The sequence below is a fragment of the Bacillus sp. AF23 genome, assembly GCF_020861455.1.
Taxonomy (GTDB): Bacteria; Bacillota; Bacilli; order Bacillales; family Bacillaceae; genus Bacillus; species Bacillus halotolerans.
This window is the reverse complement of sequence record NZ_JAJHVY010000037.1, coordinates 154,163-178,561: the sequence shown is the minus strand read 5'-3', so window position 1 is coordinate 178,561 and position 24,399 is coordinate 154,163. Positions and strand designations below refer to the sequence as shown.

Genomic DNA, 24,399 nt, shown 5'->3' with positions numbered 1-24,399 from the left:
AATGTACTATTTTTATGCATATCAACTCTTAATCACTATGATAGGGTTGAAAAAGAATATAAAACAATAGAGCATATAATATTCGATATATTGAAAAATATAGAAGGTAACCAATATGCAATGTATGCTTACTCAGTTTCTAATAAGGATAGTAATGATTGTATATACTCTGCGAATTTAAAAAACAAATACTTTGTTTAATCATAAAAAAATTTCTTTTATGAAAACATCAGCAGAAGAATACGAAAATACAATTGTTGCTCATGAGAATATCATATTGGTGAAAAAAGATGAATTTCATCAATCGTTTTGGCAAGAGCATAGACTCTTTCACGCTGATCGATATCCTAAAATAAGCTCATTTGCTCCTCTTCTTGAATGCTTGTGTTTGATAAGGAGATTCCATGGAGCGAATCGGCATTCCATTATCGTATGTCTATAAGATGGTTAAGCAATAAGTAAAAATATCTTGGCTTAAGTTTGAAGCTCTTCCCATTTTCTTTTGTCTTGAGAATCCTCCACCTGTCTGTTTGCTGTAGCCAATCGATAAATGGATCGTTTGAGCCACCACTTGATGCATGCGTAAACGAAAACACACATCGTCCAATAGCTCCAATAGTAATAATTCCACTTCTTTTCGGCTTGTATAATCTCGAAAGAGAATCTGACTTTTCCTAAAGTTCATTTTTAACTTTTTTGTGTAATTGCATTAACAAGTTGGGTCAGTGCTTCGTTTATCGGCGTAACTGGACGACCAAGAACTTTCTCAAAATCATTCTTTTCAACTTCTAGTGAACCGTTCCGAATGCTTTCTTGAATCCCTACTACAATCGGAATCACAAAATCAGGTAACCCTAAGCCTTTCATAATCTCTGCATATTTTTCGTCACTAACTTGTTGTACAGGTATTTCTTTACCCAATACAGCCCCAAGAGCAGATACCAATTCTTCTTGAGTTAAAAGGGGACCAGAAAGTTCATACACTGTATTTTCGTGACCGTTTCCAACAAGAACTGCTGCCGCCGCATCTGCATAATCTTGTTGCAGTGCCCAGCCTACTTTACCTTTTCCAGCAGAAGTTACCCATGGAGCTCCTGCCATAGCACCTTGAATGCTTCCGATTTCGTTTTCCAGATACCAATTGTTACGCAAGAAAGAATATGGAATACCCGTTCTAATGATAGCTGCTTCTGTCTCAACATGAGGAGGAGCCATTAGATTTTTGCTTTCTGTTGCATTCGCTAGACTTGTATAAGCAATAAATTTTACTCCTGCACGCTCAGCTGCTTGAACAGCATTAGTATGTTGAAGAATTCTCGTTTCATTGTCACCATCGGCAGAAATAATTAATAAACGGTCAATCCCCGTAAAAGCATTGTCTAATGTTTCTGGATTATCAAAATCTCCTTGACGAACTTCTATTCCACGAGCACGAAGTCCTTCTGCTTTCTCTGGATTTCGAACACTCACTGCCAGATCACTTGCAGGTATAGATTTCAATAATGATTCTACAACCTTTGAACCTAATTTTCCTGTTGCTCCTGTAACTAATATTTTCATTAATATTCCCTCCAATTTAGTTCTACCTGTAACGAAATATGTTACATGTGTTCATTTTAGTTACATGTAACCATTTTGTCAACAAGTTAAATAATATATATTATTTTGATCATATTTTGATATAATAAACGTGTAATCAATTTAATTACACGACAAAGAAATAACTTATATAATGGAATAGTTAATAGGGGTGGTGACTGAACATGTCCATCAGCAGCCGATTTGCTGTCGGAATTCATATATTAGCTCTTATTGTAATAAATAAAGGTGGGGTAAGCTCATCCGAATTTTTAGCAGGGAGTGTAAACACAAATTCAGCAGTGATAAGAAAAATTATGGGAATGCTTAAAAATGCAGGGTTGATAAAAGTCCGACCAGGTATTGCAGGGGCTGAGTTAACAAAGGATTTATCCGATATTACATTACTTGATGTCTACAAGGCGGTCAATGTTGTACAGGAGAAAGAATTGTTTAGTTTACATGAAAATCCCAATACTGATTGTCTCGTCGGAAGAAATATTCAAAGCACAATTGAACCATTGTTTACAATAGCCCAAACGGCTTTGGAAAAGGCTCTTGAAAATGTAACCATTGAGGATGTAGTGAAAGACATAATTGAAAAAGAGAATTTAAATAATGTTAAGTAATTAGTAAACGACATTCTTTCCTTGAATGTCGTTTTATTATTTTTATTGTTCAAGTCTTGTTCCACTCTTCTGCCAGTTGGCTTAAGTATATTCCTTAGGATATGAAGTAGTGCATATTGAACAGGTATTAAACTCTACAAAGAAAGTTTGGGTTTATTAACTTGCTTCACTTTTTGTACAGCTTTGCCTAGAAGAAAATGAATACAGATATCGTAGTTTTTAATGAATATATCACCATCTTTAGCTGTGATTTTTTGATTAGAAAAAATATAGCATATCCAAAATCTCTTGCATACAAGTGATTTTGTAGAATCATTAGAGGCCTGGCATGTCTTCTTTCATGTATTAATTAGTACCTGTTTCTTTAATGTCACTGCGTTTAGACAAACTTGCTGCCTTTTTATATGCCTATTATTTCTTGTACTTTACAAAGATACTACCTAATTGTACAATAAAGAAAGACCGAACGGTCTTATTATTTTTGTAAACCTTTTTTAAACGGAGGCAAATAGATTTATGGTTAATCGCAAGGGAGAACAGACTAAAGCCCTAATCTTAGAAAAAGCATCGAAACTTTTTAATAGCCAAGGATATAGAGCATCTTCTATATCCGACATTATGCACGAGACTGGTCTTCGAAAAGGAGGGATTTATAACCATTTCGAAAATAAAGAGGAAATAATGTTGAGCGCTTTTTCCTTTTCCATTGACACGATGAGGCATCTTTTCTCTGAAGCAATGGCAGGCAAACAAGGATGCATGGAACGTCTTCTTTCCATTGTTTCCGTATTCGAGGGGATTGCTGAAAAGAAATTGTTCCCTGGAGGTTGCCCGATTATGAATGCTGCCATTGAGTCGGATGACGCAGACCCATTGCTTCAAGAAAAAGTCCGTGAAGCGATGGATAGCTTGCTCGGAATGGTTCGTAATCTTGTTCAGGAAGGCATAAAGAAGGGTGAGGTTAAACAAGAAGTGGACCCCGAGTTTGTGGCGACTGTGTTTATCTCCACGTTGGAGGGGGCGCTAGCACTTAGCAAACTTTACAAGAACCAAGAGTACATGAAAAGAGCTGTGCATCATCTTAGATCGTTTCTTGATCAGACCTGTTCCTAACAGTCTAAAAAAGAAGTCGACGATGGCTTTTTTTACCCTAAAAAAGACCGTTCGGTCTCTTTGACTACCTACAATACTTATATAACGATACTACGAAATCTGAAAAGGGTGCTGTCAAAGTTGATATCATCTGATCATCGATGAGCAAGAGAAAAGAAACTTTAAGTCTTGACCGTTCCGATAAGCTTTCCGTACAAGTTCTGTCAGCCTTGGTAGAAAGTTTCACAACGGCGTACTTTGCGATGCTACTAATAACAGGGATCGGAATAGCGTGGAAAAAAACCTAATCATTTTGTTAGGTTCGATACATTATTTCTTTACCGATACAGTTCATAGAAAAATCTCTTAAAAAACTGCCCTCCGTGCAAAAGGAGGTAGTTTTATTAGGGTCATATAATGTATGAAATCCATATTAACAATGTCAATATATACAACGTTAATATGGATTTAAAAAAAGCATAAGTAAATTTAAGGGGAATTAATGAAATGAAAAATTTATATTTATCCTTATTAAAAACAAGGAGTGTCATTATTGGTTTAATAACTGCAATTATATTTCAAGTATTATTTAGCATTATCTGGATTACAGGATATGATCATGTTACTGACCGCATCGATCAATTTAAAATTATTATTGTAAATGAAGACTCTAAAATAGGAGCACAAGTAGCAAATAATTTAGAAGAAAACTTAAAATTTAAAATTACTCAGTCTTCAGTCTTAAAAAGTGCAATGGATAAGCTAGATGATCGTAAAGTTCAAATGGTGATCTATATACCAAAAGATTTTAGTTCTACGCTTCAAAATAATAAAAAAAAGGCGAAAATCATCTACTCTTTAAATGAATCAAATCCAAGCATGTTAAAAAGTGTAATGCAAACAGTTGAGCAAAAAGTAACTAGTACGATTAATAAGGAGTCGGTGAAGTCGGGCTTACAATTTACTTTTGAGCAAATGAATGTACCTTCTAATCAAGCTATTGAATTGTCTCAAGGACTATCAGAACGTGTACATCCTGTTGTTAACAATATTAATAAAGTTTCAAATTTTTCAAGATTGATGGTTCCTATGATGTTAGTAATGGCATCCTTTACAGGTTCAATGCTATTTATTATGGAAATGAACAAAGCTGCTAAAGCTTTCAAGACTTTATACAATCGTTGGCAAAGGTTTGGGGCAAGAGTTCTTTTAATTATTACGGCTACCATCCTGATTTCTACCATTGGATCTATTATGGTTTATGTAATGGGCGTACATTCTCCTCAAGGGTTTATAACAATGTGGTTTTTTCAAATGATATATGTACTAACATTTCTATTCCTTGCCCAGGTTCCATTTTTTATTGTGGGTGATGCAGGTGGGTGGGTAAATATTGCTATGTTATCTATTCAACTGTTATCATCTGGGTCAACTATACCAAGGGAGTTATTGTCAAATTTTTACCAAACCGTAAGTAACTTTCTACCAGCAACCTATGCAGTTGACGGGATCATGAAACTGGTTACTGGAGGTCCATCCATTTCTCATGAGATAATTATGCTTTTTAGAATTTTAATGGGAATTATCGTCATTACATTCATACTAGTGGCTCTACAACGGGAAAATAAAAAAGAAAAAAGTTCGAACTTAACAAATGTATAAAAATGGTTTTTATAAACTTTTAAAAATGGAAAAATATCAAAAAAAGAGGTACAAACAATTAACATCCAAGTTGAACAAACTAATTTCCATGGTGAAAAACTTGGAGTACTTGGAGTTATGAACTTTCGTGAAGAGTGGTTATGCGGAGACCTGGACTGCAAGCACCTTCCAAGCATAATTGGGGTAAATTCTATACTAAATTAACCGCCGCGTAGTCAAGAGTGAACTATGCTTAAGCGAATAACTGATTTAAAAATAATAGTAGAGGTGGGTTACAAGATGAGCAAAACTGTACTTATTACTGGAGCGTCGGGTGGGATTGGCAAAGAGTTGGCGAATCGTTTCGTCAAGGATAGATACAATATGGTGCTGGTAGCGCGAAGTGAGGGAAAGCTCGAGGAGCTCGCGAAGGAATATCGGGAAGGATACGGTGTGCAAGTGACGGTCTATGCCAAGGATGTCTCGTTACCTGGCGTGGCAGAAGAAATTGCCTCGGATCTTAAGAAGAAAGGGATTACTGTCGACTATCTCGTCAATAATGCGGGATTTGGTTTGTATGGGGAATTTTTGGAGACGCAGTTGGAACAAGAAATGAATATGATTGATGTCAATATCAAGGCTTTAACTATTATGACGAAGTTGTTCTTGCCAGAAATGGTTAAACGACGCCAAGGGGGTGTGATGAATGTAGCTTCGGTAGGAGCTTTTTATCCGGGACCTCTAATGTCAGTTTACTTCGCGACGAAGGCGTACGTGCTTTCGTTCACCGAAGCTCTGGAGAACGAACTAAGTGGCACAGGCGTTACTGTGACAGCACTTTGTCCTGGTCCGACAGCAACCGGCTTCACTGGTCGTGCAGAATTAGGATCTTCGAAGCTGTACAAAAGTGGCGTCATGGGGGTCGGGGAGGTCGCGGACGAAGCGTATCGCGATTTCTTACGCGGAAAAACGTTAATTATCCCAGGAGCTGTCCACCGGTTCATAACATCCCTGCCGAGGTTGCTACCTCGCAAGGTGATGGCTCGTTTGATTAGAGAACGTACAGAGCGAGTCGAGTGATGACCAAATGGAGGTGCTAGAAAAACTAGCCACGGTCCTTCCTCGAATTATGTATAGAATGGTACGGTTTATCTAGGCTAGGTTATTCTATGCCTTCCCATTGTCAAGACATTACTACATTCAATACGTTTAGTGCATTGTTTACTAAGTTAAGATATCTAGTATTTAAAGTAGCTTTTAATCATTTTTTCTTCTTTGAATACTTTAAATATTTCCAATTTTTATGGTGAAGTTAACTGCATTCTCCTGACACCACCTCAAGGAGACGAAGTCCAAATTTGTAGATAATCTTACAAAAGCAATGTTCGAAGCTACGGGTGCATGGGGTAGGCGATAACCATTATTATCCGAGAAAACAATATTCATAACGTAGGAGTGGGTACAAAACTCCTTATCGAGGCAATTCAATCTCTACTTGCAAGTAGAGATTGAATTGTATGTAAAAAAGAAGGTTAGAGGAGGAGTGTTTGTGATGTCACGAAGAGTTGTAGTCACAGGATATGGAGTCGTTTCACCGTTAGGAAATACGGTTCAAGCGTTCTGGGAGAATATTAAAGAAGGTAAGTCAGGTATCAAAAGGATTAAGTCTGATGACTTTAATAATATTAACACCCAAATTGCAGGTTATATTACCGACTTTGATGGAGAGCAATATCTCGAAAAAAAGAATTGGGAAAATATGACTTGTTCGTGCAGTATGCTGTTGCTGCTGCTCAACAAGCTTTAGAACAGGCGAATCTAGATTTACAAAGTTTGAATAAAGAGCGATTAGGGGTTTATATTGGTTCCGGTATTGGGGGAATTAATACGACATTAGATGTCATACGGCTTTAATTGAAAGAGGACCAAGAAAAGTTTCTCCATTTATGGTTCCTGTGATGATTAGCAATATGGCCTCGGGAATTATTTCTATAAAAACGGGTTTTAAGGGACCTAGCTTTTCACCTGTTTCTGCGTGTGCAACAGGAAATCAAGCAATTGGTGAGGCTTTTCTAAATATTCGACATGGATATTCAGATGGCATATTAGCTGGAGGGACTGAGGCTCCTATTAATCCACTGGCTTTTGCTGGGTTCTCAAGAATGAGAGCAACGTCCACTTTCAATGATTTTCCAGAAAAGGCAAGTCGTCCATTTGACAGAGGTCGTGATGGCTTTGTCATGTCTGAAGGAGCAGGCGTTTTATTCTTGGAAGAGTATGAACACGCAAGAGAACGAGGAGCAATAATCTTAGGAGAAATCGTAGGCTATGGTTCAACAACAGATGCCTATCATATGACTTCCCCTGATTATACCGGAGCCGCAAACGCCATGAGATTGGCTTTAGACATGGGGAATATAAAATCCACTGAAGTGGATTTTATAAATGCGCATGGGACAAGCACCCCTGAAGGAGATAAATCAGAGACTAAAGCGATTAAAAGTGTTTTTGGTGCTCATGCTTATAACTTAAAGGTAAGTTCCACGAAATCAATGACTGGACATCTTTTTGGGGCAGCTGGTGGGATTGAGGCTGTAATAACCCTCGGAAGTATTATGGAAGATATAGTTCCTCCCACTATTAATTATGAAACACCGGATGAGGATTGTGATTTAGATTATACGCCAAATCATGCAACTAAGACAAAGATAAACTATGCTATCTCTAATGGTTTTGGCGGACATAATGCTGTGTTGCTATTTAGAAAGTTGTCGATATAAATAAAAATGTAGTAAAAGGACTAATTGATTATTAAATATTATTTTAACATATTAACAGTTATAACATTTAGTTTAAACGAAAGAGGGAGAGAGTAAAATGAACACATTACAACACTTAGTCGCAGAACGTGCAGAGATTTCTCCTCAACATGAGGCATTAGTTGAACATAATGAACGTTATACATTTAGTGAATTTCATGAAAAAGTAAATCAATTGTCTCATTATTTCTTAAAGAAAGGGATTCAAAAAGGGGACCGTATCGGTATTTTAGCTCATACAAGTGTTGCTTACCCAGTTGTAACGATGGGTATTCTACAAGTAGGAGCCGTGGTTGTTCCCCTAAGTAAAAGTATGACTCCTTATGAACTGGATAGCATCATTACTAGTGGACAACTAAAAGCCATTGTTCACCATCAGGAATTTACACCTGTTTTGAAAAAAGCAAAACAAACACACACACTTGACTTTATGCTGTTAATTGAAGAGGCAAAAGAATTTACGTCTCAATTTTCATCATATGAAACAAGTACTCCGGCATCACTTCCTGAAGTACTCCCTGAAGATCTAGCATTAATGATGTTCACATCAGGTACAACAGGCAAATCAAAAGGGTGTATGATTGCACACGGATCCGTAAGTGCCTTTTTAAACTCTGGCGGACAGGAAGAACGTGCAAATATCGATAAAAGCATGCGCTATTTGTTTGTTCATCCATTCTTCCACATGAGTTCTATGAGCATGTTATTTATGTGCATTAATACAGGAAACACAATGGTATGTTCTGAAGAAACAGATCCAGCTAAAGTAATTGAGGTAATTGAAAAAGAAAACATTAAAATGCTGTTTGCATTACCACCAGCATTAAAATACATCGTAGAACAGCTTGAAAAAGGGGCTCACTATAATTTCCCTCTAAAACTTGCTCTTTCAGGCGGAACAAAAGTATCAGAGTCTCTCATCGAACAATATGAACGTAATGGAATGATTTTAGCTCAAGGATACGCAAGCACAGAAGCGTGGATTATCAGTTCATGGCATCCTCAAATGGGATGGAAGAAAGTAAGCTCAGCTGGAAAACCAAATCCATATGTAGAAGTTAAAATTGTCGATCCTGACACACGTCAAGAAGTGCCACCGGGGGAAAAAGGAGAAGTGCTGGTACGAAGTCCTTATCTCTTTAAAGGTTACTGGCAAAACGAAGAGGCAACAAACGCTGTCTTGCAAGATGGCTGGTTAGCGATGGGCGATGCAGGTCGATTGGATGAAGATGGATTTCTTTATATCGAAGGACGCTACAAAGATGTCATTGTATATGGAGGAGACAATATCTACCCAGATCAAGTAGAAGAAGTTGTCTTAGCAGCAGACGGTGTATTAGAAGCCACAGTTGTCGGTATGCCTGACGATGTGTACGGTGAAGTTCCATATGCATTTGTTGTTAAACAAGCAGCATCCACTTTAACGGAAGAAGATGTAGTGAATTTCTGTAAAGAACGATTAGCATCATACAAAGTGCCAACCGTTGTATTTGTATCTTCACTTCCTAAAAATAGTGTAGGAAAAGTATTTAAAAAAGAAGTGAAAAATAAGTATGAGCATATGTATAAACAACGATTATGATAGTCGTTGTTTAATGCTATAATTTTCAGAATGTTTTCGTTTTTATCTGGAACCAGATAACATTCTTGGTATTTATACGATTGAGTTAACAGCTGTTTATCATTCCCGTTCAATTATTGTCACATTCAAAGACGTTTCAGCCGTTACGATACGAGATATGGAAACCCTAACGGATCTGTCTGATGGGTTTCTTAATATTAAAATGCAGCCGCAAGGTATGCTGTACCTTGTGGAAGAATGGGAAGAGCAGACGTTCCGCTTTTATTGCCGGCAATATGAGGTGACGGAAGCTGAATAGGGGAGGAGAGTCGGTGTGTTTGAAAAGCTGAGAAAGAGACAGCGAGAACTTGATGAAACGCCGTATCCTGATGAATTGTACGGCTTTGAAGCGGAAATATATGAGTTTTTTATGCTTGTTGCCGGCAGTCTGGGTTATGTGCTGGCGAATAAAAGGATGCCCCGGCATCAGCGGTATTCGTTGGAGAAAGGCTTTTTTGAGCTGTATCCTGACATCCCGCCGGATATGATCAAAAACGATACCGATTTGTATCATCACATTCTTTTGTACGAGCAAGTCAGACAAGAGATTTGCGCTGCGCTATTCAACTAATAAGGAGGGTTTTATGGAAATAACCTCTATAAGCAGTATTGGCAATTTGGACATGATCGAGCTTAAACCTGACCAAACCGTTATGTCATGCGAGCTTGAAGATGCTGAGTCTTTTAATCGTTTTTGGCTGGGGCTTGCCTATGAGCGAATCATGATACAGGTGATAACGGGTGGTTCATTTATAGAAGACCTGTCAGAGTTTTTCAAAGGCTATGCTTACAAAGTGACGAAGCTGGCCAAAAGGCAATTTCATTTCCAATGCATAGTACATGAAACAGATCGGGACATTGCAGGTTTTCTCTTTCTGTTAGCTTCTATCAATGATGATGTTTTTCTGATCACTGATCCTCAACCGGATAAAAACTATTTTTCCGAAGGCAAACTCCAATGCCTGACGGACTCGGGCGAACGGATCATGTGGTTTGAATACGATGCTGCGGAGATCTATATGGTTGGCGATGAAACATAAAAGGAGGAGGAATCCATATGAATATCACACAATACGAGAAAATGAAACAGCATCTTTCTGATGAGGATACAGGTCCATTTACATTAAACGAGTTTTCTTTCTATATGAAAGAAGATGATCGTTATATTCATATTCCGGTGTTTGAATGAAAACTATCTGCTCAAACCTGTGACATTCATTTGCGGTTTGAAGACATTAGTGCATCGAGACTGGATGATCTTGAATCTATCGATAGGATTGAATTGGAGATTTTACCGACTGATGATCAATGGGAAAGGCTCCGTTATTATGTGTATGATCAAGAAAACCAAATGAGTTTCTATTGCGGAGGGTGGGATGTAATCAAGTGTGACAAGAAGTCACACTGATTTTCCCCACTTTCCAAGCGTTCTTGCTTTTGTTGCCGCATATGTCACGAGAAACGGAAAAGTCACAACCAGGAAAGCCAAAGGCACCCAATTTGATAACCCGGTCAAATAATGGAGTGTAATGGACAAGAGAGTCAGGAAGCTCAAGGTGCAGGTGACATTTCGAATGTCTTTTTCACTTCTTTTATATTTCTCTCTCATGGTGGATTGATCACTGTATATCGGCGAAGTCCCAGGCTCAGCCGAAAAGATATGCATACCTCGTGAAGAGCAAACACGTTCCCACCCGGCCGCTTCAAACATCTCGGTGTATTCCGCCAAGCTTTCTTCCCCCACATCATGATAATCAATACTGTAGATCAACTTCCGCGGCTCAGCTTTTCTAAGTTTATACCCCATAACCGCAAAAGAATCGAGCACCCAGCCTTTGCTGGCCATGTCACTTAGTCTCTTCATATCCTTTTCTTCTGAAAAAGCCAAGCCTTCGGACATCATATATTTTTTCTGTTTCATGATGAATCCCCTTTCAATTGTTGAAAAGCGCGTTCGCCGTGTTCCGCCATCATTTTTCTGCGCTGCATTTCTTTTTTGAGTAATTCTTGGCCGTGCAGGGTGGTCTGGTACACTTTGCGGCGCGGGTTGTCGTTGTTGACAAGCTCAATGATCTCTTCCTGCAATAATTTCTTTAACAATGTATATAAGGTAGCTGGGCCGATCGTAAAGGAGGCATCGGTCATGTCTTCAATCTCCTGCATGATCGAATAGCCGTGTTTTGGCTCCAGCAAGGTTAAGACAATATAATAGGCTGGATCGGTGAGCTGATCCATTTCCTGCGGACGTTGCTTTGGCAAGCGGTCACCTCATTTCTTATATCAACTAATGATATATCAATTATTGATATAATAAAATCTTCCTTTTCTTTTGTCAATGCAATTTTTTTCTGCGTTCAGTCATCATAAAGAAACAATCACCGAGTATGCATTAATGAATGCGTTTTCATAGAGGAGGATTCTTAATGAAAAAATGGATAACGGCGGGTTTTGTGATGATGTTGATGTTGTGTTTCAGCGGGGCAGAGAGTTTGAAGGCGTCTGAGCCGAAGGTGTATCAGTTTGACTTTGGGAGCGGTTCGGTTGAGCCTGATTACATTGGGGTAAGGGCGTCTGACCGTTATAACCCATCAAAGGGCTACGGTTTTCAAACGCCGGAACATATGAAGGATGTGGCGGCATCCGGGACGGGCGTGAAAAGTGATGCGGTTCAATTTTTAGCGTATGGGACGAAAAGCGACAACACGTTTAATGTGGATCTTCCGAATGGCCTTTATGAGGTGAAGGTGACGCTGGGCAATACGGCGAGGGCAAGCGTGGCGGCGGAGGGTGTGTATCAGGTCATCAATATGACGGGAGACGGTGCGGAGGATACGTTCCAAATCCCTGTCACCGACGGGCAGCTGAATCTGCTGGTGACTGAAGGCAAGACGGGTACGGCTTTTACGCTCAGCGCCTTGAAGATCAAGAAATTGTCTGATCAGCCGGTGACGAATCGAACCATTTATGTCGGCGGCGATTCGACGGTGTGCAATTATTATCCGCTCAACAGCAGCAAGCAGGCGGGCTGGGGGCAAATGCTGCCTCACTATGTCGACAAGCATACCTTTCAAGTGAGAAACATGGCGTCAGGCGGGCAGATCGCGAGAGGATTTCGAAATGACGGTCAGCTCGAGGCGATCTTGAAGTACATCAAACCGGGTGATTATTTTATCTTGCAGCTGGGCATTAATGACACAAATCCGAAGCATAATGAATCTGAAGCGGAATTTAAGGAGATTATGCGTGATATGATCCGTCAGGTGAAAGCGAAGGGCGTGGACGTGATTCTTTCAACACCGCAAGGCCGGGCGACAGATTTTACTTCTGAGGGCCTCCATTCCTCTGTAAACCGATGGTACAGGGCTTCTATTTTGGCTTTGGCCGAAGAAGAAAAAACAAGGCTTATTGACCTGAATGTCCTCAGTTCATCTTACTTTACATCGATCGGTCCGGAAAAAACGCTCGCGCTTTATATGGATGGAGACACGCTGCACCCGAACCGCGCGGGGGCCGACGCACTGGCGCGATTGGCTGTTCAGGAGCTAAAACGCCAGGGAATCGATGGCTTTTAATACGTCATATTTTCGACAAAACACATATGCCTTCGTCAATTAGAGTATAATGAGAACATCTGCAAGAGACAGGAGTTTATACATGAGTCATTTTAAAAACTATCAAATCAGTCATGACATTATACGAGCACTGGAAGGACTAGGATATACAGAACCGACCAAGGTGCAGCAGAGCGTGATTCCCGCTGCCCTTGAACGAAAGGATCTTGTCGTCAAATCACAGACGGGAAGCGGGAAAACGGCTGCGTTTGGCATTCCTCTCTGCGAGCTGGCGGATTGGGACGAAAACAAACCGCAGGCACTGGTGCTGACGCCGACCCGTGAGCTTGCCGTGCAAGTAAAAGAGGATATCACGAACATCGGAAGATTTAAACGAATCAAAGCGACAGCTGTATTTGGAAAATCATCCTTTGATAAACAAAAAGCCGAGCTGAAGCAAAAAAGCCATATCGTTGTGGGCACACCGGGACGCGTCCTGGATCATATTGAAAAAGGCACGCTGCCGCTGGATCGCCTATCCTATCTGGTTATTGATGAAGCGGATGAGATGCTGAATATGGGCTTCATCGATCAGGTGGAGGCGATTATCAAGCATCTCCCGGTTAAGCGTACAACGATGCTGTTTTCTGCGACGCTGCCAGAGGATATTGAGAAATTAAGCCGTCAATATATGCAAAAACCAGAGCATATCGAAATCAAAGCGGCCGGCCTCACCACAAGGAATATTGAACATGCGGTGATTCAAGTCAGAGAAGAGAATAAGTTTTCTTTGCTGAAGGATGTACTCATCACTGAGAACCCGGACAGCTGCATCATTTTCTGCCGGACGAAAGAGCATGTGAATCAGCTGACCGATGAATTGGATGACTTAGGATATCCATGCGATAAAATTCACGGCGGGATGATTCAGGAAGACCGTTTTGACGTCATGAATGAATTTAAAAGAGGCGAGTACCGTTATTTAGTCGCGACAGACGTCGCCGCGCGGGGGATCGATATCGAAAATATCGCCCTTGTCATCAACTATGATTTGCCCCTTGAGAAAGAAAGCTACGTACACCGTACAGGACGGACAGGCCGAGCCGGAAATCAGGGAAAAGCGATTTCATTTGTGGCGCCGTTTGAAAAGCGGTTCCTGACTGAAATAGAAGACTATATCGGATTTGGGATTCATAAATTGGAAGCCCCATCGCAAGAGGATGTCGCAAAAAAGAAACCGGATTTTCTCGCTAAACTGAAAGACCGTCCGGCGATCAAAAAAGACAAGAGCGAAGAGCTGAATAAAGACATTATGAAGCTGTATTTTAACGGCGGAAAGAAAAAGAAAATCAGAGCCGTTGATTTTGTTGGAACGATCGCTAAAATCGACGGGGTTTCGGCTGATGACATTGGCATCATTACGATCATGGATAACGCCTCGTACGTGGAAATTTTAAACGGAAAAGGCCCTCATGTTCTCAAAGCCATGAAGGATACAACCGTCAAAGGGAAAAAGCTTAAGGTGAATAAAGCGAATAAATGATGAATGACCTGCTCCCAGTTAAAGGGGCAGGTCATTTTTGTGATGGCTGACATTGGTGCTGTTTTCTTCCGGCACAAAGGCGAGGATGACAATCCCGATCACAAACAAAATGATCAGGCTGAACACCGCAGTCGATGATTTTCCGGTAAGCTGGGCGGTAACGGCGATGAGCAGCGGCCCCATAATCGAGGCGAATTTTCCGAAAATGTTGTAGAAGCCGAAGAATTCATTTGCATGGTGTTTCGGGACGAGCTTGGCGAAATAGGAGCGGCTTAATGCTTGAATGCCGCCCTGCGAGGTGGCGACAAGCATGGCTAGAATCCAGAAATCAAGCGTCGTTTCCAGAAAATACGCATATACGCAGACAATCATATACATGACGATGCCAACGTACAGAATTGTTTTCCCCGTGAAGCGCTCCGCCAGTCTTCCGTATAAAATGGCAAACGGCGCGGCGACGACTTGAGTGACAAACAGGATGATCAGGAGACTTGTGGAGCTGATGCCCAAATCTGACCCGTAGGAGGTCGACATCGTAATAATGGTGCCGACTCCATCGATATAAAAGAAATAAGCAAGCAGAAAAAGGAACAGCGCCCGGTACTGCCGGATCCGTTTCATCGTTTGCCCGAGGCGTTTAAAGCTGTTGGCTATGATGCGGGGTTCTCTTTTGATGTAATAGCGCTGATGAACGTGTTTCAGCATCGGAATGGTAAACAGTCCCCACCAAGCGGCCGTTATAAAAAAGGACAGCTGGCTTGCGCCAGACACAGACATCGGAATCGTTTCTGCCTGTGCGAGCAGGATCACGGCGATGCTGAGGATAAATGGGATCGTGCTGCCGATATAGCCTAAGGCAAAGCCGCGGGCGGAGACGAGATTCATTCGCTCCTCAGGCGTGACGTCAACGAGGAAGGCGTCGTAGAATACATTGGCGCCGGAAAAACCGACAGCCGATATGGTGTAGAACAGCAGCAAAAGCAGCCAATGTTCACTTGGAATAAAGGCAAGCGCCGCGGTGCTGGCGACACCCGCTGACACAAAGAAGCCGAAGAACTTTTTTTTGCAGCCTTCATAGTCGGCGATGGTTCCTAAAATCGGGCCGAGCATGGCGAGAATAAAGGTAGAAATCGCTATCGTATAACCTAAATAAGCAGTTGATTGAGCAGCGCTGACACCGCCTTCCGCAGCGGCTGATTTATAAAACAACGGAAATACCGCGGTTGTGACGACAATGGAATAAGCAGAGTTAGCCCAGTCATATACAACCCAGCTGTTTTCTTGTTTCGTAAAACGTTTCATCTGCAGAGCCCCTCCCCAGTAACGATACTTCTATTGTACGAGAAACCGCATAGAAAAGGATGGAACCGCGGTCAATTTTTACAAAATGTTTATGTTCTATACAGGTCAAATAATACTTTTGGTTTATTGCTGACACATCATATATCTGGTACGATTTAACTATATTTTGCCGCATTTTCCAGAAGAGTTTCAGCAGAGAGGAGACAGAGCATGAGGCGAATAGGCTTGTTGATAAGCCTGCTGATCGCTGTTCTTGCGATGAGCGCATGTGAAAGCGAAAGCAATGTTCAGACCGCCGCCCATCATGATCAAAAGGCGATCAAACAAAGCATGATAAAATCACTGGGCAGCAAGAAAAAGCAAGACTTTCAGACCCTATCAAACGATATGCAGCTGGCGGTTGTTTTCAGTTCTATGATATACGTAAGCGAGACGTTTGATTATGGGATCGGCAACCCTGAATATTTTATTCGCAGCAGCATGACAGAAGAGGAAGCAGATATAGCGAAGAAAAATCTTGAATCCATTAAACTCGAAAACGGCCGGCTCAAAAAACAAAACAGAGAGGCATTCGCAATGCTTCAGAAAACCCGCAATCAAGAAAAGAGCCGCAATGAGAATCAGCAGCTTAAAGACAATAGAGACACCTTTTTTGAGATTACCGGCAGCATGATCGCTCTCATCAATCAAGTCACACCGAAAAACGCTAAACAAACAAGAAAACAGCTGGATCAGCTGAAAAAACAATATACGAAATACAATGCCGAAAGCATCAGCTTAATGAATGGCATAGTCAAGAAGCAGGGGGCAGATAAAGAATCCTTTGAACGCCATCTTGAGGCGCTGCTTCAGAAACAGAGCGGGCAGACGGTGCTGAGTGAAGTATATTGACCGGATCGCTGCTCTTTCCCTGAAGATATTGACCTAGTACAAAAAGAATGTACAATCAAGGTGTAGTCTGTTCTTAGCTGATTGGAGGGACATGTCATGAAGATTGCGAAGGTGATCAACAATAACGTGATCAGTGTGGTCAATGAACAAGGGAGCGAATTGGTCATCATGGGCAGAGGGCTCGCGTTCCAAAAAAAGTCCGGCGACGAGGTCGATGAAGCACGCATTGAGAAGGTGTTCACTCTCGATAACAAGGATGTATCAGAGAAATTTAAAACCCTTTTGTATGAAATACCGCTTGAATGTATGGAAGTGTGTGAGGACATTATCAGCTATGCGAAATTACAGCTTGGAAAAAAGCTGAACGACAGCATCTACGTGTCGCTGACCGATCATATTAACTTTGCCATACAGCGCAATAAAAAGGGTCTTGATATCAAAAATGCGTTGCTGTGGGAAACCAAACGGCTGTACAAAGATGAGTTTGCGATCGGCAAAGAAGCGCTGCACATGGTGAAAAACAAGACAGGTGTTTCCCTGCCGGAGGATGAAGCAGGTTTTATTGCCCTCCATATCGTGAATGCCGAACTCAATGAAGAGATGCCCAATATCATGAACATTACAAAAGTGATGCAAGAGATTTTAAGTATTGTAAAATATCATTTTAATATTGAATTTGATGAAGAATCGCTGCATTATTATCGGTTTGTCACTCACCTGAAGTTTTTCGCGCAGCGTCTTTTTAACGGAACCTACCTGGAAAGCCAGGACGATTTTTTGCTGGAAACGGTGAAAGAAAAATATCATCGTGCGTATGACTGCACGAAGAAAATCAAAGCGTATATGGAACACGAATATGAACACAAACTCACCAGGGACGAGCTGCTGTACTTAACGATTCATATTGAAAGGGTCGTCAAACAAACATGATGAAAGCGTTGACATTTTTATTTTCGTGTGTTAATTTCTTCTTACATCAATATATTATGATTTTAGGATTGTTACTGATAAGCAGGCAAAACCTAAATTACGATGAGTGCGGAGGATCTCTGTCTGCGCTGGTGGTAATTTAGGTTTTTATTTTTTTCAGGGGATGGTGATGGAGCAAAATTGAAGAAAAATCGAATGATGAAGTTTTATAGGATTGTTACTGGTCAGCAGGCAAAACCTAAACTACTTGTTCCTATTGTGGCAGGGGTAGTTTAGGTTTTTTATTTTTCAGCGGAAGGGATGAGGGGAAATGGGGATTCAGGCAGCAGCCAGAGACATTTTACAATTGGTCGGCGGGGAAGAAAATGTGCGTTCACTTGTACATTGTGCGACGCGCTTGCGTTTTACGCTGAACGACCGCTCAAAAGCAGACAAAGAAAAAATAGAAGCTTTAGACGATGTCGTGACTGTTGTGGAAAGCGGCGGGCAGTTTCAGGTGGTCATCGGTAATCATGTTTCCGAGGTGTATCGCGAGATTGAAAAGATATCAAGTGTGCTGCAGGATGACCAAACAGAGCGTTCTGCTCAGAAAGGGAATCTGTTCGGCCGTCTGGTTGATATCGTATCGAGCATTTTTACGCCTTTGCTTGGCGTGATGGCGGGAGCGGGAATTTTAAAGGGCCTGCTTATGATCTGTACAAATGCCGGCTGGCTCAAAACTGAGGATACAACTTACACGATTTTATATGCCGCCGCGGACAGCCTGTTTTATTTTCTGCCATTGCTGCTTGCGATTACAGCTGCCCGAAAATTCGGCGCAAACGTGTTTGTGTCTGTCACGGTTGCCGGGGCGCTCATCTATCCAACCATTATTGAACTGAAGAATGGCAATGCGGATACCGATTTTTTTGGCATTCCCGTTGTTTTAATGAATTACACATCAACCGTTATACCGATCATCCTGGCGATTTTCGTGATGAGCTGCATGGAGAAGTTTCTAAACAGGCTGATTCATGACAGTGTAAAAACCTTCATCACGCCGCTGATCTGTTTAGTGACGGTCGTGCCGCTCACATTAATCGTGTTCGGGCCGATTGGCGTAAATGCCGGAAATGGCATCGCGGCTGTGATTCTGGCGATCTTTCATTTTAATCCGATGCTGGCCGGTGCCGTGATCGCAGCCCTTTGGCAGATCCTTGTCATCTTTGGCATTCACTGGGGCATCGTGCCGGTTATTTTAAACAATATTGCGGTCAACGGGCAGGATTCTATCAAACCGGCTACAGCAGCAGCTGTGTTTGCCCAAACAGGTGCCGCCATCGGGGTCATGTTAAAAACGAAAAATAAAAAATTGAAGGCACTTGCGGGTTCCGCCGCAGTCACCGGAATTTTCGGCATTACGGAGCCTGCCGTTTATGGGGTGACGCTCAGACTGAAAAAACCTTTTGTATGCGGTGTCATCAGTGCGGCTGTTGGCGGGGCGATTATCGGGCAGGCTCACAGTGTGGCCATCGCTTCAGGTGCGCCGGGTCTATTGACCATCCCGATTTTCTACGGACAGGGGTTTGCAGGCTTTATCTTGGGAATCTCGGTATCTTTTATTCTCTCAATCATCCTAACGTACATTGTCGGATTTGAAGATCCCGCGGAAAAAGCAGATGCCAAAACGGAACCGCCAGCACCTGCCACACATCATGAGCAGATCAACAGTCCATTAGAAGGAAGCGTGATTCCGTTAGCGGAAGTGAAGGATAAGGTGTTCGCATCGGAGACGCTTGGAAAGGGAATTGCGATTTTGCCGGAGAAAGGCCGGCTGGTGGCTCCGGCAGATGCCGTGATAACGACTGTTTTCCCGACTGGCCATGCATTCGGCATGATCACCCATCAGGAAACAGAAATCCTGATTCACCTCGGATTTGATACGGTGAAGCTGGAAGGTAAACACTTTTATCCTAAAGTGGTGCAGGGGCAAGCCGTCAAACAAGGCGATCTGCTGGCTGAATTTGATTTAGAGGAGTTAATAAAGGCAGGGTTTGATATGAACACGCCGATCATCATCACAAACACAGATCAATATACCGACGTCATTCAAACTGATCAAAAGCAAGTCAAAACAGAAGAAAGAATTATTTCTTTAATCTAAAGCATTGGAGGAACAGACGATGAACTATAACAAACTTGCGGCATTTCCGGAGAACTTTTTGTGGGGAGCATCAACTTCTGCTTATCAGGTTGAAGGCGCGTGGAACGAAGATGGAAAGGGACCTTCAGTGATTGACGCCCGCGACAGCTATCCTGAGGGAACGACTGATTTTAAGGTAGCCAGCGATCATTATCACCGTTATAAAGAAGACGTTGCGCTGTTTGCTGAAATGGGCTTTAAAGCATACCGTTTTTCTATCGCCTGGACGCGCATTATTCCTGATGGCGACGGAGACATCAATCCAAAAGGGATTGAATTTTACAGCAATCTGATTGATGAGCTGCTCAAATATAAGATTGAACCGATCGTCACGATGTATCACTTTGATCTGCCGAATGCATTGCAGGAAAAAGGAGGCTGGTCAAAGCGATCTGTAATTGACGCTTTTGAACGGTATTCGAAGGTGCTGTTTGAACACTTCGGTGACCGTGTCAAGTACTGGCTGACAATCAATGAACAAAACATGATGATCCTGCATGGAAGTGCGCTGGGCACACTTGATCCGAATCTGAAAAACCCGAAAAAGGAACTGTATCAGCAAAATCACCACATGCTGGTGGCACAGGCGAAGGCTATGAATCTATGCCATGAGATGCTGCCGGAAGCCAAGATCGGCCCAGCTCCAAACATTGCGCTGATTTACCCGGCATCTTCAAAACCAGAAGATGTTGTCGCAGCCTTCAACTACAATGCAATCCGCAACTGGCTCTATTTAGATATGGCGGTTCACGGGCGTTATAACACGACAGCTTGGGCATATATGAAAGAAAAAGGCTATACGCCAGTCATTGAAGATGGTGATATGGAGATTCTGCGATCTGCGAAGCCTGATTTTATCGCATTTAACTACTACACGTCTCAAACGGCGGAAGCAAGCAGAGGCGACGGCTCGGACGAAGCAGCGCGCGGAGGAGACCAGCATTTGAAAACGGGAGAAGACGGCGTCTACCGCGGCAGCGCCAACCCGAACCTGGAGAAAAACGATTTCGGCTGGGAAATTGATCCGGTTGGCTTCCGTTCCACACTTCGTGAAATCTATGACCGCTACCAGCTGCCATTGATCATCACAGAAAACGGGTTAGGCGCTTTCGATCAACTCGAAGAAAACGATACGGTTAATGACGATTACCGGATTGATTATGTAAAGCAGCACATTGAACAAATTCAATGGGCGATGACAGACGGCGTTGACGTATTCGGCTACTCACCGTGGTCTGCGATTGACTTAATTTCCACCCACCAGGGCTGTTCTAAACGCTACGGCTTCATCTATGTCAATCGTGATGAATTCGACCTGAAAGACCTGCGCCGTATTCGCAAGAAAAGCTTTTATTGGTATAAAGAGCTGATTGCTTCGAATGGCGCGTCATTGAACTGATAGAAAAAATAAACAATTTATGAAAATAAATATATTTATGTAAATGATCCGAGCCCCTTGCCGATATGTATAGTATAAAATTGGAAAGGGGTTTGTATATGAAGAACAAAAAAATTGTTTCACTGCCTTTTTTGTGTACTGTGTTGCTTGTTGTTTTTAGCTTATGTCTGAATTCAAATGCTGCCTCAGCGCAAAGTGTGTTAAAAGATAAACCAATTATGGAGCAGCAGGAAAAACTGAAAAAACAAAAGGAAACTGAGGGTGTCTCATTAAATCAAGCGAAGCAAGTAAGCTTTAAAACGGACAATACAACAGAAAAGATGAAAGTGAAGAAGCCTTCGAATGAGAATGGTTTTAAAACAAGTTCCATGTACAACTCCGATGACCAGGTTTTCAATACAACCTCTGTCCTTGATGAAAATAATCCTGATGATATGTACTTTTTCAGTACTTCGTCAGATCGAACCCTTATCACAAGAATTCTTTCAGACAACAGCGATTACCATCTGAAATTGTATGTTGTCAATTGGGATACAGGAGAAGCTCAGCCGTCTAATATATCTATGGCAGCAGGGAACTTAGTGCTTTTAAAAGAGCTTCCCGCTGGCGATTATATGATCCGGGTTTACTCTGAAGGAACGACGGGAGATTCATATAACATTCAGTTAAACGCGAAAAACCCTTCAAATTATTCAAGTGTAAAATCGGTAACGTCTAATTTACAAGCCTTTGTTGCTGAGTATGGAGACGGTTCCGTTTATGCTAATGGTACACTGCTGTACAATTCTAGTACGAAAACATCTTCATTAGACTGGGAAAGAGAATATTATTTTTCCTATGGAGGCGGGTATAATCAGCGCACCCATTCCATTTCTGATGTGAAGGTTAAAAATATTTCTGACCCTGTCACTTATCATTCGAGTTATGCAAGTTCAAGCTCAGCCATCATGGTTTACTTAGACACAGGCACGCTTTTTATGCATCATGTATCAGCTTATCAGTCCGGGGTAGGTTATGATGATTCTTTCCTTGATACGTTAGGTAAAAAAACACCTAGAAGGCTTGATGCGGATGATCAGAACTATGGGGACCATATATTAATCGTTGATCTGAAAACCGGCAAAGCGATAGACTTTTTCAGTGTTTTAAATTACTACTATGCTTCAGGTGTTGAAAGCTTGCCAGTCATTTCGTATATTCAATAAGAATTCACTTGGCTATTTCATTACAATGAAATAGCCTTATTTTAATTTGCCAGCGGAATGACTAGTGTTTTTTAACTCTTCAAAAATGTTATCTTGCTTATCAGGTTCAGGCTGATTCATTGTATTTGGAGCTGGAACATTCATCATTTTCTTAAAATCACCCATGGTTAGCGGCTTCTTGTCATCACGTAATTCATATCCTAATTGGCCGTTTGCCTCAATCGTTGCATTCTTAACGTCCTTTATGCTGGAGATTCCGTGAAGCCTCATTCGCATTTCAAGCTGATCAACTGTCAGCCTCAATTTTTTCATATTTTCTATATTGAGTTTACCATCTTCAACGACTAATTTTGCTTTGCCGGTTATGAACTTTTCCATCCAATTGGCCTTCACCTGAAACCATTCCATGAGTATTAGCGCCACAGTAAAAATACTGGCAGCTACAAGGGTTTTCCATAAACTTGTCTCTATAATCGGCTGGACAATAATTGTTCCAATTGAAATCATCACCACAGTTTGTGCTAACGTCATTTGAGAGATTGACTTTCTCCCCGATATTCTGAGCAATATGATCCCGGATATAATTAAAATGAGTGCTTCCCAAGCAAAATTCATGCAATCACCTTTTTGATTTTTCCATAGTATGATCCAGGCTTTTCGGATTATACAGAACAAAAGGATTTCCGCTAGCGGAAATCCCTTCTCGTTAAAACGAAATAATCCCAATCAGCAGTGCCGCAATCGTCATCACAATGGTTGTTCCCACGGCCCATTTGATCGTGAATTTTTGATGGTCGCCAAAGCTGACGCCCGCCATTCCGACCAATAAATAAGTGGAAGGAACGAGAGGACTGAGCAAATGCACAGGCTGGCCCAGCAAAGAGGCTCTGCCGATTTCTGCGGCATCTATTCCGTAAGCAGCGGCGGCTTCTGTGATAATCGGCAGAACACCGAAGTAAAAGGCGTCATTCGACATAAAAAAGGTAAATGGCATGCTGACGATGGCTGTAATCAAGGGCAGATGCGGGCCCATGGCGTCAGGGATGAGTGATACGAGAGAATGCGCCATGGCGTCTACCATTTTTGTGCCCGACAAAATGCCTGTGAAAATGCCGGCGGCAAACACCATGGAGACAACGTTTAACGCATTTCCTGCATGCGCTGAGATCCGCTTTTGCTGCTCTTTTACATTTGGATAGTTCACCATCAAGGCGACAGCAAATGCGATCATAAAAAGAACAGGGAGCGGGAGCAGGCTGGTGATCAAAGCCGCCATCAGCACGACAGTCAGCAGCAGGTTAAACCACTGGAGAGCGGGTCGTTTGAGCGGCGCTGTATCCGGATCGGACGCGTGCTGGTGTTCAATTGAAATGACACCGAGCCGTTTCCGTTCTTTTTTTCCAAGAATATAGGCTGCGGCAAGCACCCAGAGAATGCCGGCGATCATAGCAGGAATCAGCGGAGTGAAGACTTCTGACGTGTCCAATTTTAGAGAAGCCAACACCCTTGCAGTCGGTCCTCCCCACGGAATAATATTCATGACTCCCGATCCGAGCATTGCAATTCCCGCCAACACCAGCCGGTTCATGCCGAGCCGTTTGTATAGCGGAAGCATCGCAGCAATGGTAATCATGTACGTTGTTGTCCCATCTCCGTCCAACGAAATGGTCATCGTCAACACCGCTGTGCCGACAGCGATTTTTAATGGATCTCCTTTGACAAGGGATAAGATTTTGGCAATGAGCGGATCGAACAAACCTGAATCAATCATGATGCCGAAATACAGGATCGCAAATAATAGCATGATGCCTGTCGGAGCGAGACCTGTTACACCCTGAAGCATCATATCGCCCAGGTCTTTGCCGAATCCGCTGATCAGGGCAAACACAACAGGAACGACAATCAAGGCAATAAGAGCGGAAAGCCGGTTAGACATAATAAGATACATGAAGACAATGATCATCACAAAACCGAGTATCGCAAGCACGATATGACCTCCTCCATTCAACAGCACAA

Annotated in this window: 23 protein-coding genes and 1 pseudogene; 17 read left to right on the top strand and 7 right to left on the bottom strand. The window is 42.0% G+C overall.

All coding sequences use genetic code 11. The features are described from left to right. Positions 1–436: 436 nt before the first annotated feature. On the bottom strand, positions 437–685 hold the full coding sequence (locus LNN34_RS20205; protein ID WP_229044380.1) for a hypothetical protein: 249 nt from the start codon (positions 683–685) through the stop codon (positions 437–439). 2 nt (positions 686–687) lie between these two features. Beyond that, positions 688–1,560 carry an SDR family oxidoreductase gene (locus LNN34_RS20200; RefSeq protein WP_114324587.1) on the bottom strand — a complete coding sequence of 291 codons (873 nt, stop codon included), beginning with the start codon at positions 1,558–1,560 and terminating at the stop codon, positions 688–690. 203 nt (positions 1,561–1,763) lie between these two features. Here LNN34_RS20200 and LNN34_RS20195 point away from each other — a divergent pair, with 203 nt between their 5' ends. From LNN34_RS20195 to LNN34_RS20150, 10 genes and pseudogenes are all read left to right on the top strand, one after another. Further along, entirely contained in the window at positions 1,764–2,207 is a 444-nt protein-coding gene (locus LNN34_RS20195) for an Rrf2 family transcriptional regulator (protein ID WP_198098208.1), read from the top strand. A 516-nt stretch (positions 2,208–2,723) separates the two neighbouring features. Further along, complete coding sequence (locus LNN34_RS20190; RefSeq protein WP_198098207.1) at positions 2,724–3,320, top strand: TetR/AcrR family transcriptional regulator; 597 nt, start codon at positions 2,724–2,726, stop codon at positions 3,318–3,320. 486 nt (positions 3,321–3,806) lie between these two features. Then, complete coding sequence (locus LNN34_RS20185) at positions 3,807–4,961, top strand: YhgE/Pip domain-containing protein (protein ID WP_229044378.1); 1,155 nt, start codon at positions 3,807–3,809, stop codon at positions 4,959–4,961. A gap of 279 nt (positions 4,962–5,240) precedes the next feature. Continuing rightward, positions 5,241–6,020 carry an SDR family NAD(P)-dependent oxidoreductase gene (locus LNN34_RS20180; RefSeq protein ID WP_198098206.1) on the top strand — a complete coding sequence of 260 codons (780 nt, stop codon included), beginning with the start codon at positions 5,241–5,243 and terminating at the stop codon, positions 6,018–6,020. Positions 6,021–6,492: 472 nt separating this feature from the next. After that, a pseudogene (gene fabF / locus LNN34_RS20175) lies at positions 6,493–7,720 on the top strand (beta-ketoacyl-ACP synthase II). A gap of 97 nt (positions 7,721–7,817) precedes the next feature. Beyond that, the gene (locus LNN34_RS20170) at positions 7,818–9,341 is read left to right on the top strand and encodes a class I adenylate-forming enzyme family protein (protein WP_198098205.1); all 1,524 of its coding nucleotides are present in this window, start codon (positions 7,818–7,820) and stop codon (positions 9,339–9,341) included. Between the two features lie 157 nt (positions 9,342–9,498). Beyond that, complete coding sequence (locus LNN34_RS20165; protein ID WP_229044375.1) at positions 9,499–9,639, top strand: hypothetical protein; 141 nt, start codon at positions 9,499–9,501, stop codon at positions 9,637–9,639. A 15-nt stretch (positions 9,640–9,654) separates the two neighbouring features. Further along, positions 9,655–9,951, top strand: a complete 297-nt coding sequence (locus tag LNN34_RS20160) for a YxiJ-like family protein (RefSeq protein WP_229044373.1) — start codon at positions 9,655–9,657, stop codon at positions 9,949–9,951. Positions 9,952–9,964: 13 nt separating this feature from the next. Next, on the top strand, positions 9,965–10,420 hold the full coding sequence (locus LNN34_RS20155; RefSeq protein WP_229044371.1) for a hypothetical protein: 456 nt from the start codon (positions 9,965–9,967) through the stop codon (positions 10,418–10,420). A 17-nt stretch (positions 10,421–10,437) separates the two neighbouring features. Next, positions 10,438–10,569, top strand: a complete 132-nt coding sequence (locus LNN34_RS20150; RefSeq protein WP_229044369.1) for a hypothetical protein — start codon at positions 10,438–10,440, stop codon at positions 10,567–10,569. 210 nt (positions 10,570–10,779) lie between these two features. Here the strand turns inward: LNN34_RS20150 and LNN34_RS20145 are convergent, their stop codons facing one another. Both LNN34_RS20145 and LNN34_RS20140 read right to left on the bottom strand, forming a co-directional pair. Then, entirely contained in the window at positions 10,780–11,301 is a 522-nt protein-coding gene (locus LNN34_RS20145) for a DUF2812 domain-containing protein (RefSeq protein ID WP_229044367.1), read from the bottom strand. Next, positions 11,298–11,639, bottom strand: a complete 342-nt coding sequence (locus LNN34_RS20140) for a PadR family transcriptional regulator (RefSeq protein ID WP_095712674.1) — start codon at positions 11,637–11,639, stop codon at positions 11,298–11,300. The genes LNN34_RS20145 and LNN34_RS20140 overlap by 4 nt, the downstream gene beginning before the upstream one ends. Before the next feature lie 164 nt (positions 11,640–11,803). Here LNN34_RS20140 and LNN34_RS20135 point away from each other — a divergent pair, with 164 nt between their 5' ends. Together LNN34_RS20135 and LNN34_RS20130 are read left to right on the top strand one after the other, a co-directional pair. Further along, on the top strand, positions 11,804–12,952 hold the full coding sequence (locus tag LNN34_RS20135; protein WP_229044364.1) for a rhamnogalacturonan acetylesterase: 1,149 nt from the start codon (positions 11,804–11,806) through the stop codon (positions 12,950–12,952). 82 nt (positions 12,953–13,034) lie between these two features. Further along, on the top strand, positions 13,035–14,474 hold the full coding sequence (locus tag LNN34_RS20130) for a DEAD/DEAH box helicase (protein ID WP_229044363.1): 1,440 nt from the start codon (positions 13,035–13,037) through the stop codon (positions 14,472–14,474). A gap of 18 nt (positions 14,475–14,492) precedes the next feature. Here LNN34_RS20130 and LNN34_RS20125 read toward each other — a convergent pair whose 3' ends face one another. Next, positions 14,493–15,776, bottom strand: coding sequence for an MFS transporter (locus tag LNN34_RS20125; protein WP_229044361.1), 1,284 nt, complete (start codon positions 15,774–15,776; stop codon positions 14,493–14,495). Between the two features lie 210 nt (positions 15,777–15,986). Between LNN34_RS20125 and LNN34_RS20120 the strand changes: the two genes are divergently transcribed. From LNN34_RS20120 to LNN34_RS20100, 5 genes are all read left to right on the top strand, one after another. Next, positions 15,987–16,667: a hypothetical protein gene (locus tag LNN34_RS20120; protein WP_202646760.1), complete on the top strand. Its 681-nt coding sequence runs from the start codon at positions 15,987–15,989 to the stop codon at positions 16,665–16,667. Positions 16,668–16,763: 96 nt separating this feature from the next. Next, a complete protein-coding gene (gene licT, locus LNN34_RS20115) occupies positions 16,764–17,597 on the top strand; it encodes a BglG family transcription antiterminator LicT (protein WP_044160035.1) in 834 nt (277 codons plus the stop codon). Positions 17,598–17,907: 310 nt separating this feature from the next. Continuing rightward, on the top strand, positions 17,908–19,740 hold the full coding sequence (locus tag LNN34_RS20110; protein WP_229044360.1) for a beta-glucoside-specific PTS transporter subunit IIABC: 1,833 nt from the start codon (positions 17,908–17,910) through the stop codon (positions 19,738–19,740). A gap of 19 nt (positions 19,741–19,759) precedes the next feature. Then, a complete protein-coding gene (locus LNN34_RS20105) occupies positions 19,760–21,178 on the top strand; it encodes a glycoside hydrolase family 1 protein (RefSeq protein WP_044160033.1) in 1,419 nt (472 codons plus the stop codon). Between the two features lie 98 nt (positions 21,179–21,276). Continuing rightward, on the top strand, positions 21,277–22,383 hold the full coding sequence (locus LNN34_RS20100) for a hypothetical protein (protein WP_229044358.1): 1,107 nt from the start codon (positions 21,277–21,279) through the stop codon (positions 22,381–22,383). A gap of 36 nt (positions 22,384–22,419) precedes the next feature. On the opposite strand, the gene LNN34_RS20095 is transcribed toward LNN34_RS20100, so the two are convergent. Together LNN34_RS20095 and citH are read right to left on the bottom strand one after the other, a co-directional pair. Beyond that, complete coding sequence (locus tag LNN34_RS20095; RefSeq protein WP_229044356.1) at positions 22,420–22,998, bottom strand: DUF421 domain-containing protein; 579 nt, start codon at positions 22,996–22,998, stop codon at positions 22,420–22,422. Between the two features lie 91 nt (positions 22,999–23,089). Beyond that, the gene (gene citH, locus LNN34_RS20090) at positions 23,090–24,370 is read right to left on the bottom strand and encodes a citrate transporter CitH (protein ID WP_059335232.1); all 1,281 of its coding nucleotides are present in this window, start codon (positions 24,368–24,370) and stop codon (positions 23,090–23,092) included. Between the last annotated feature and the right edge of the window lie 29 nt (positions 24,371–24,399).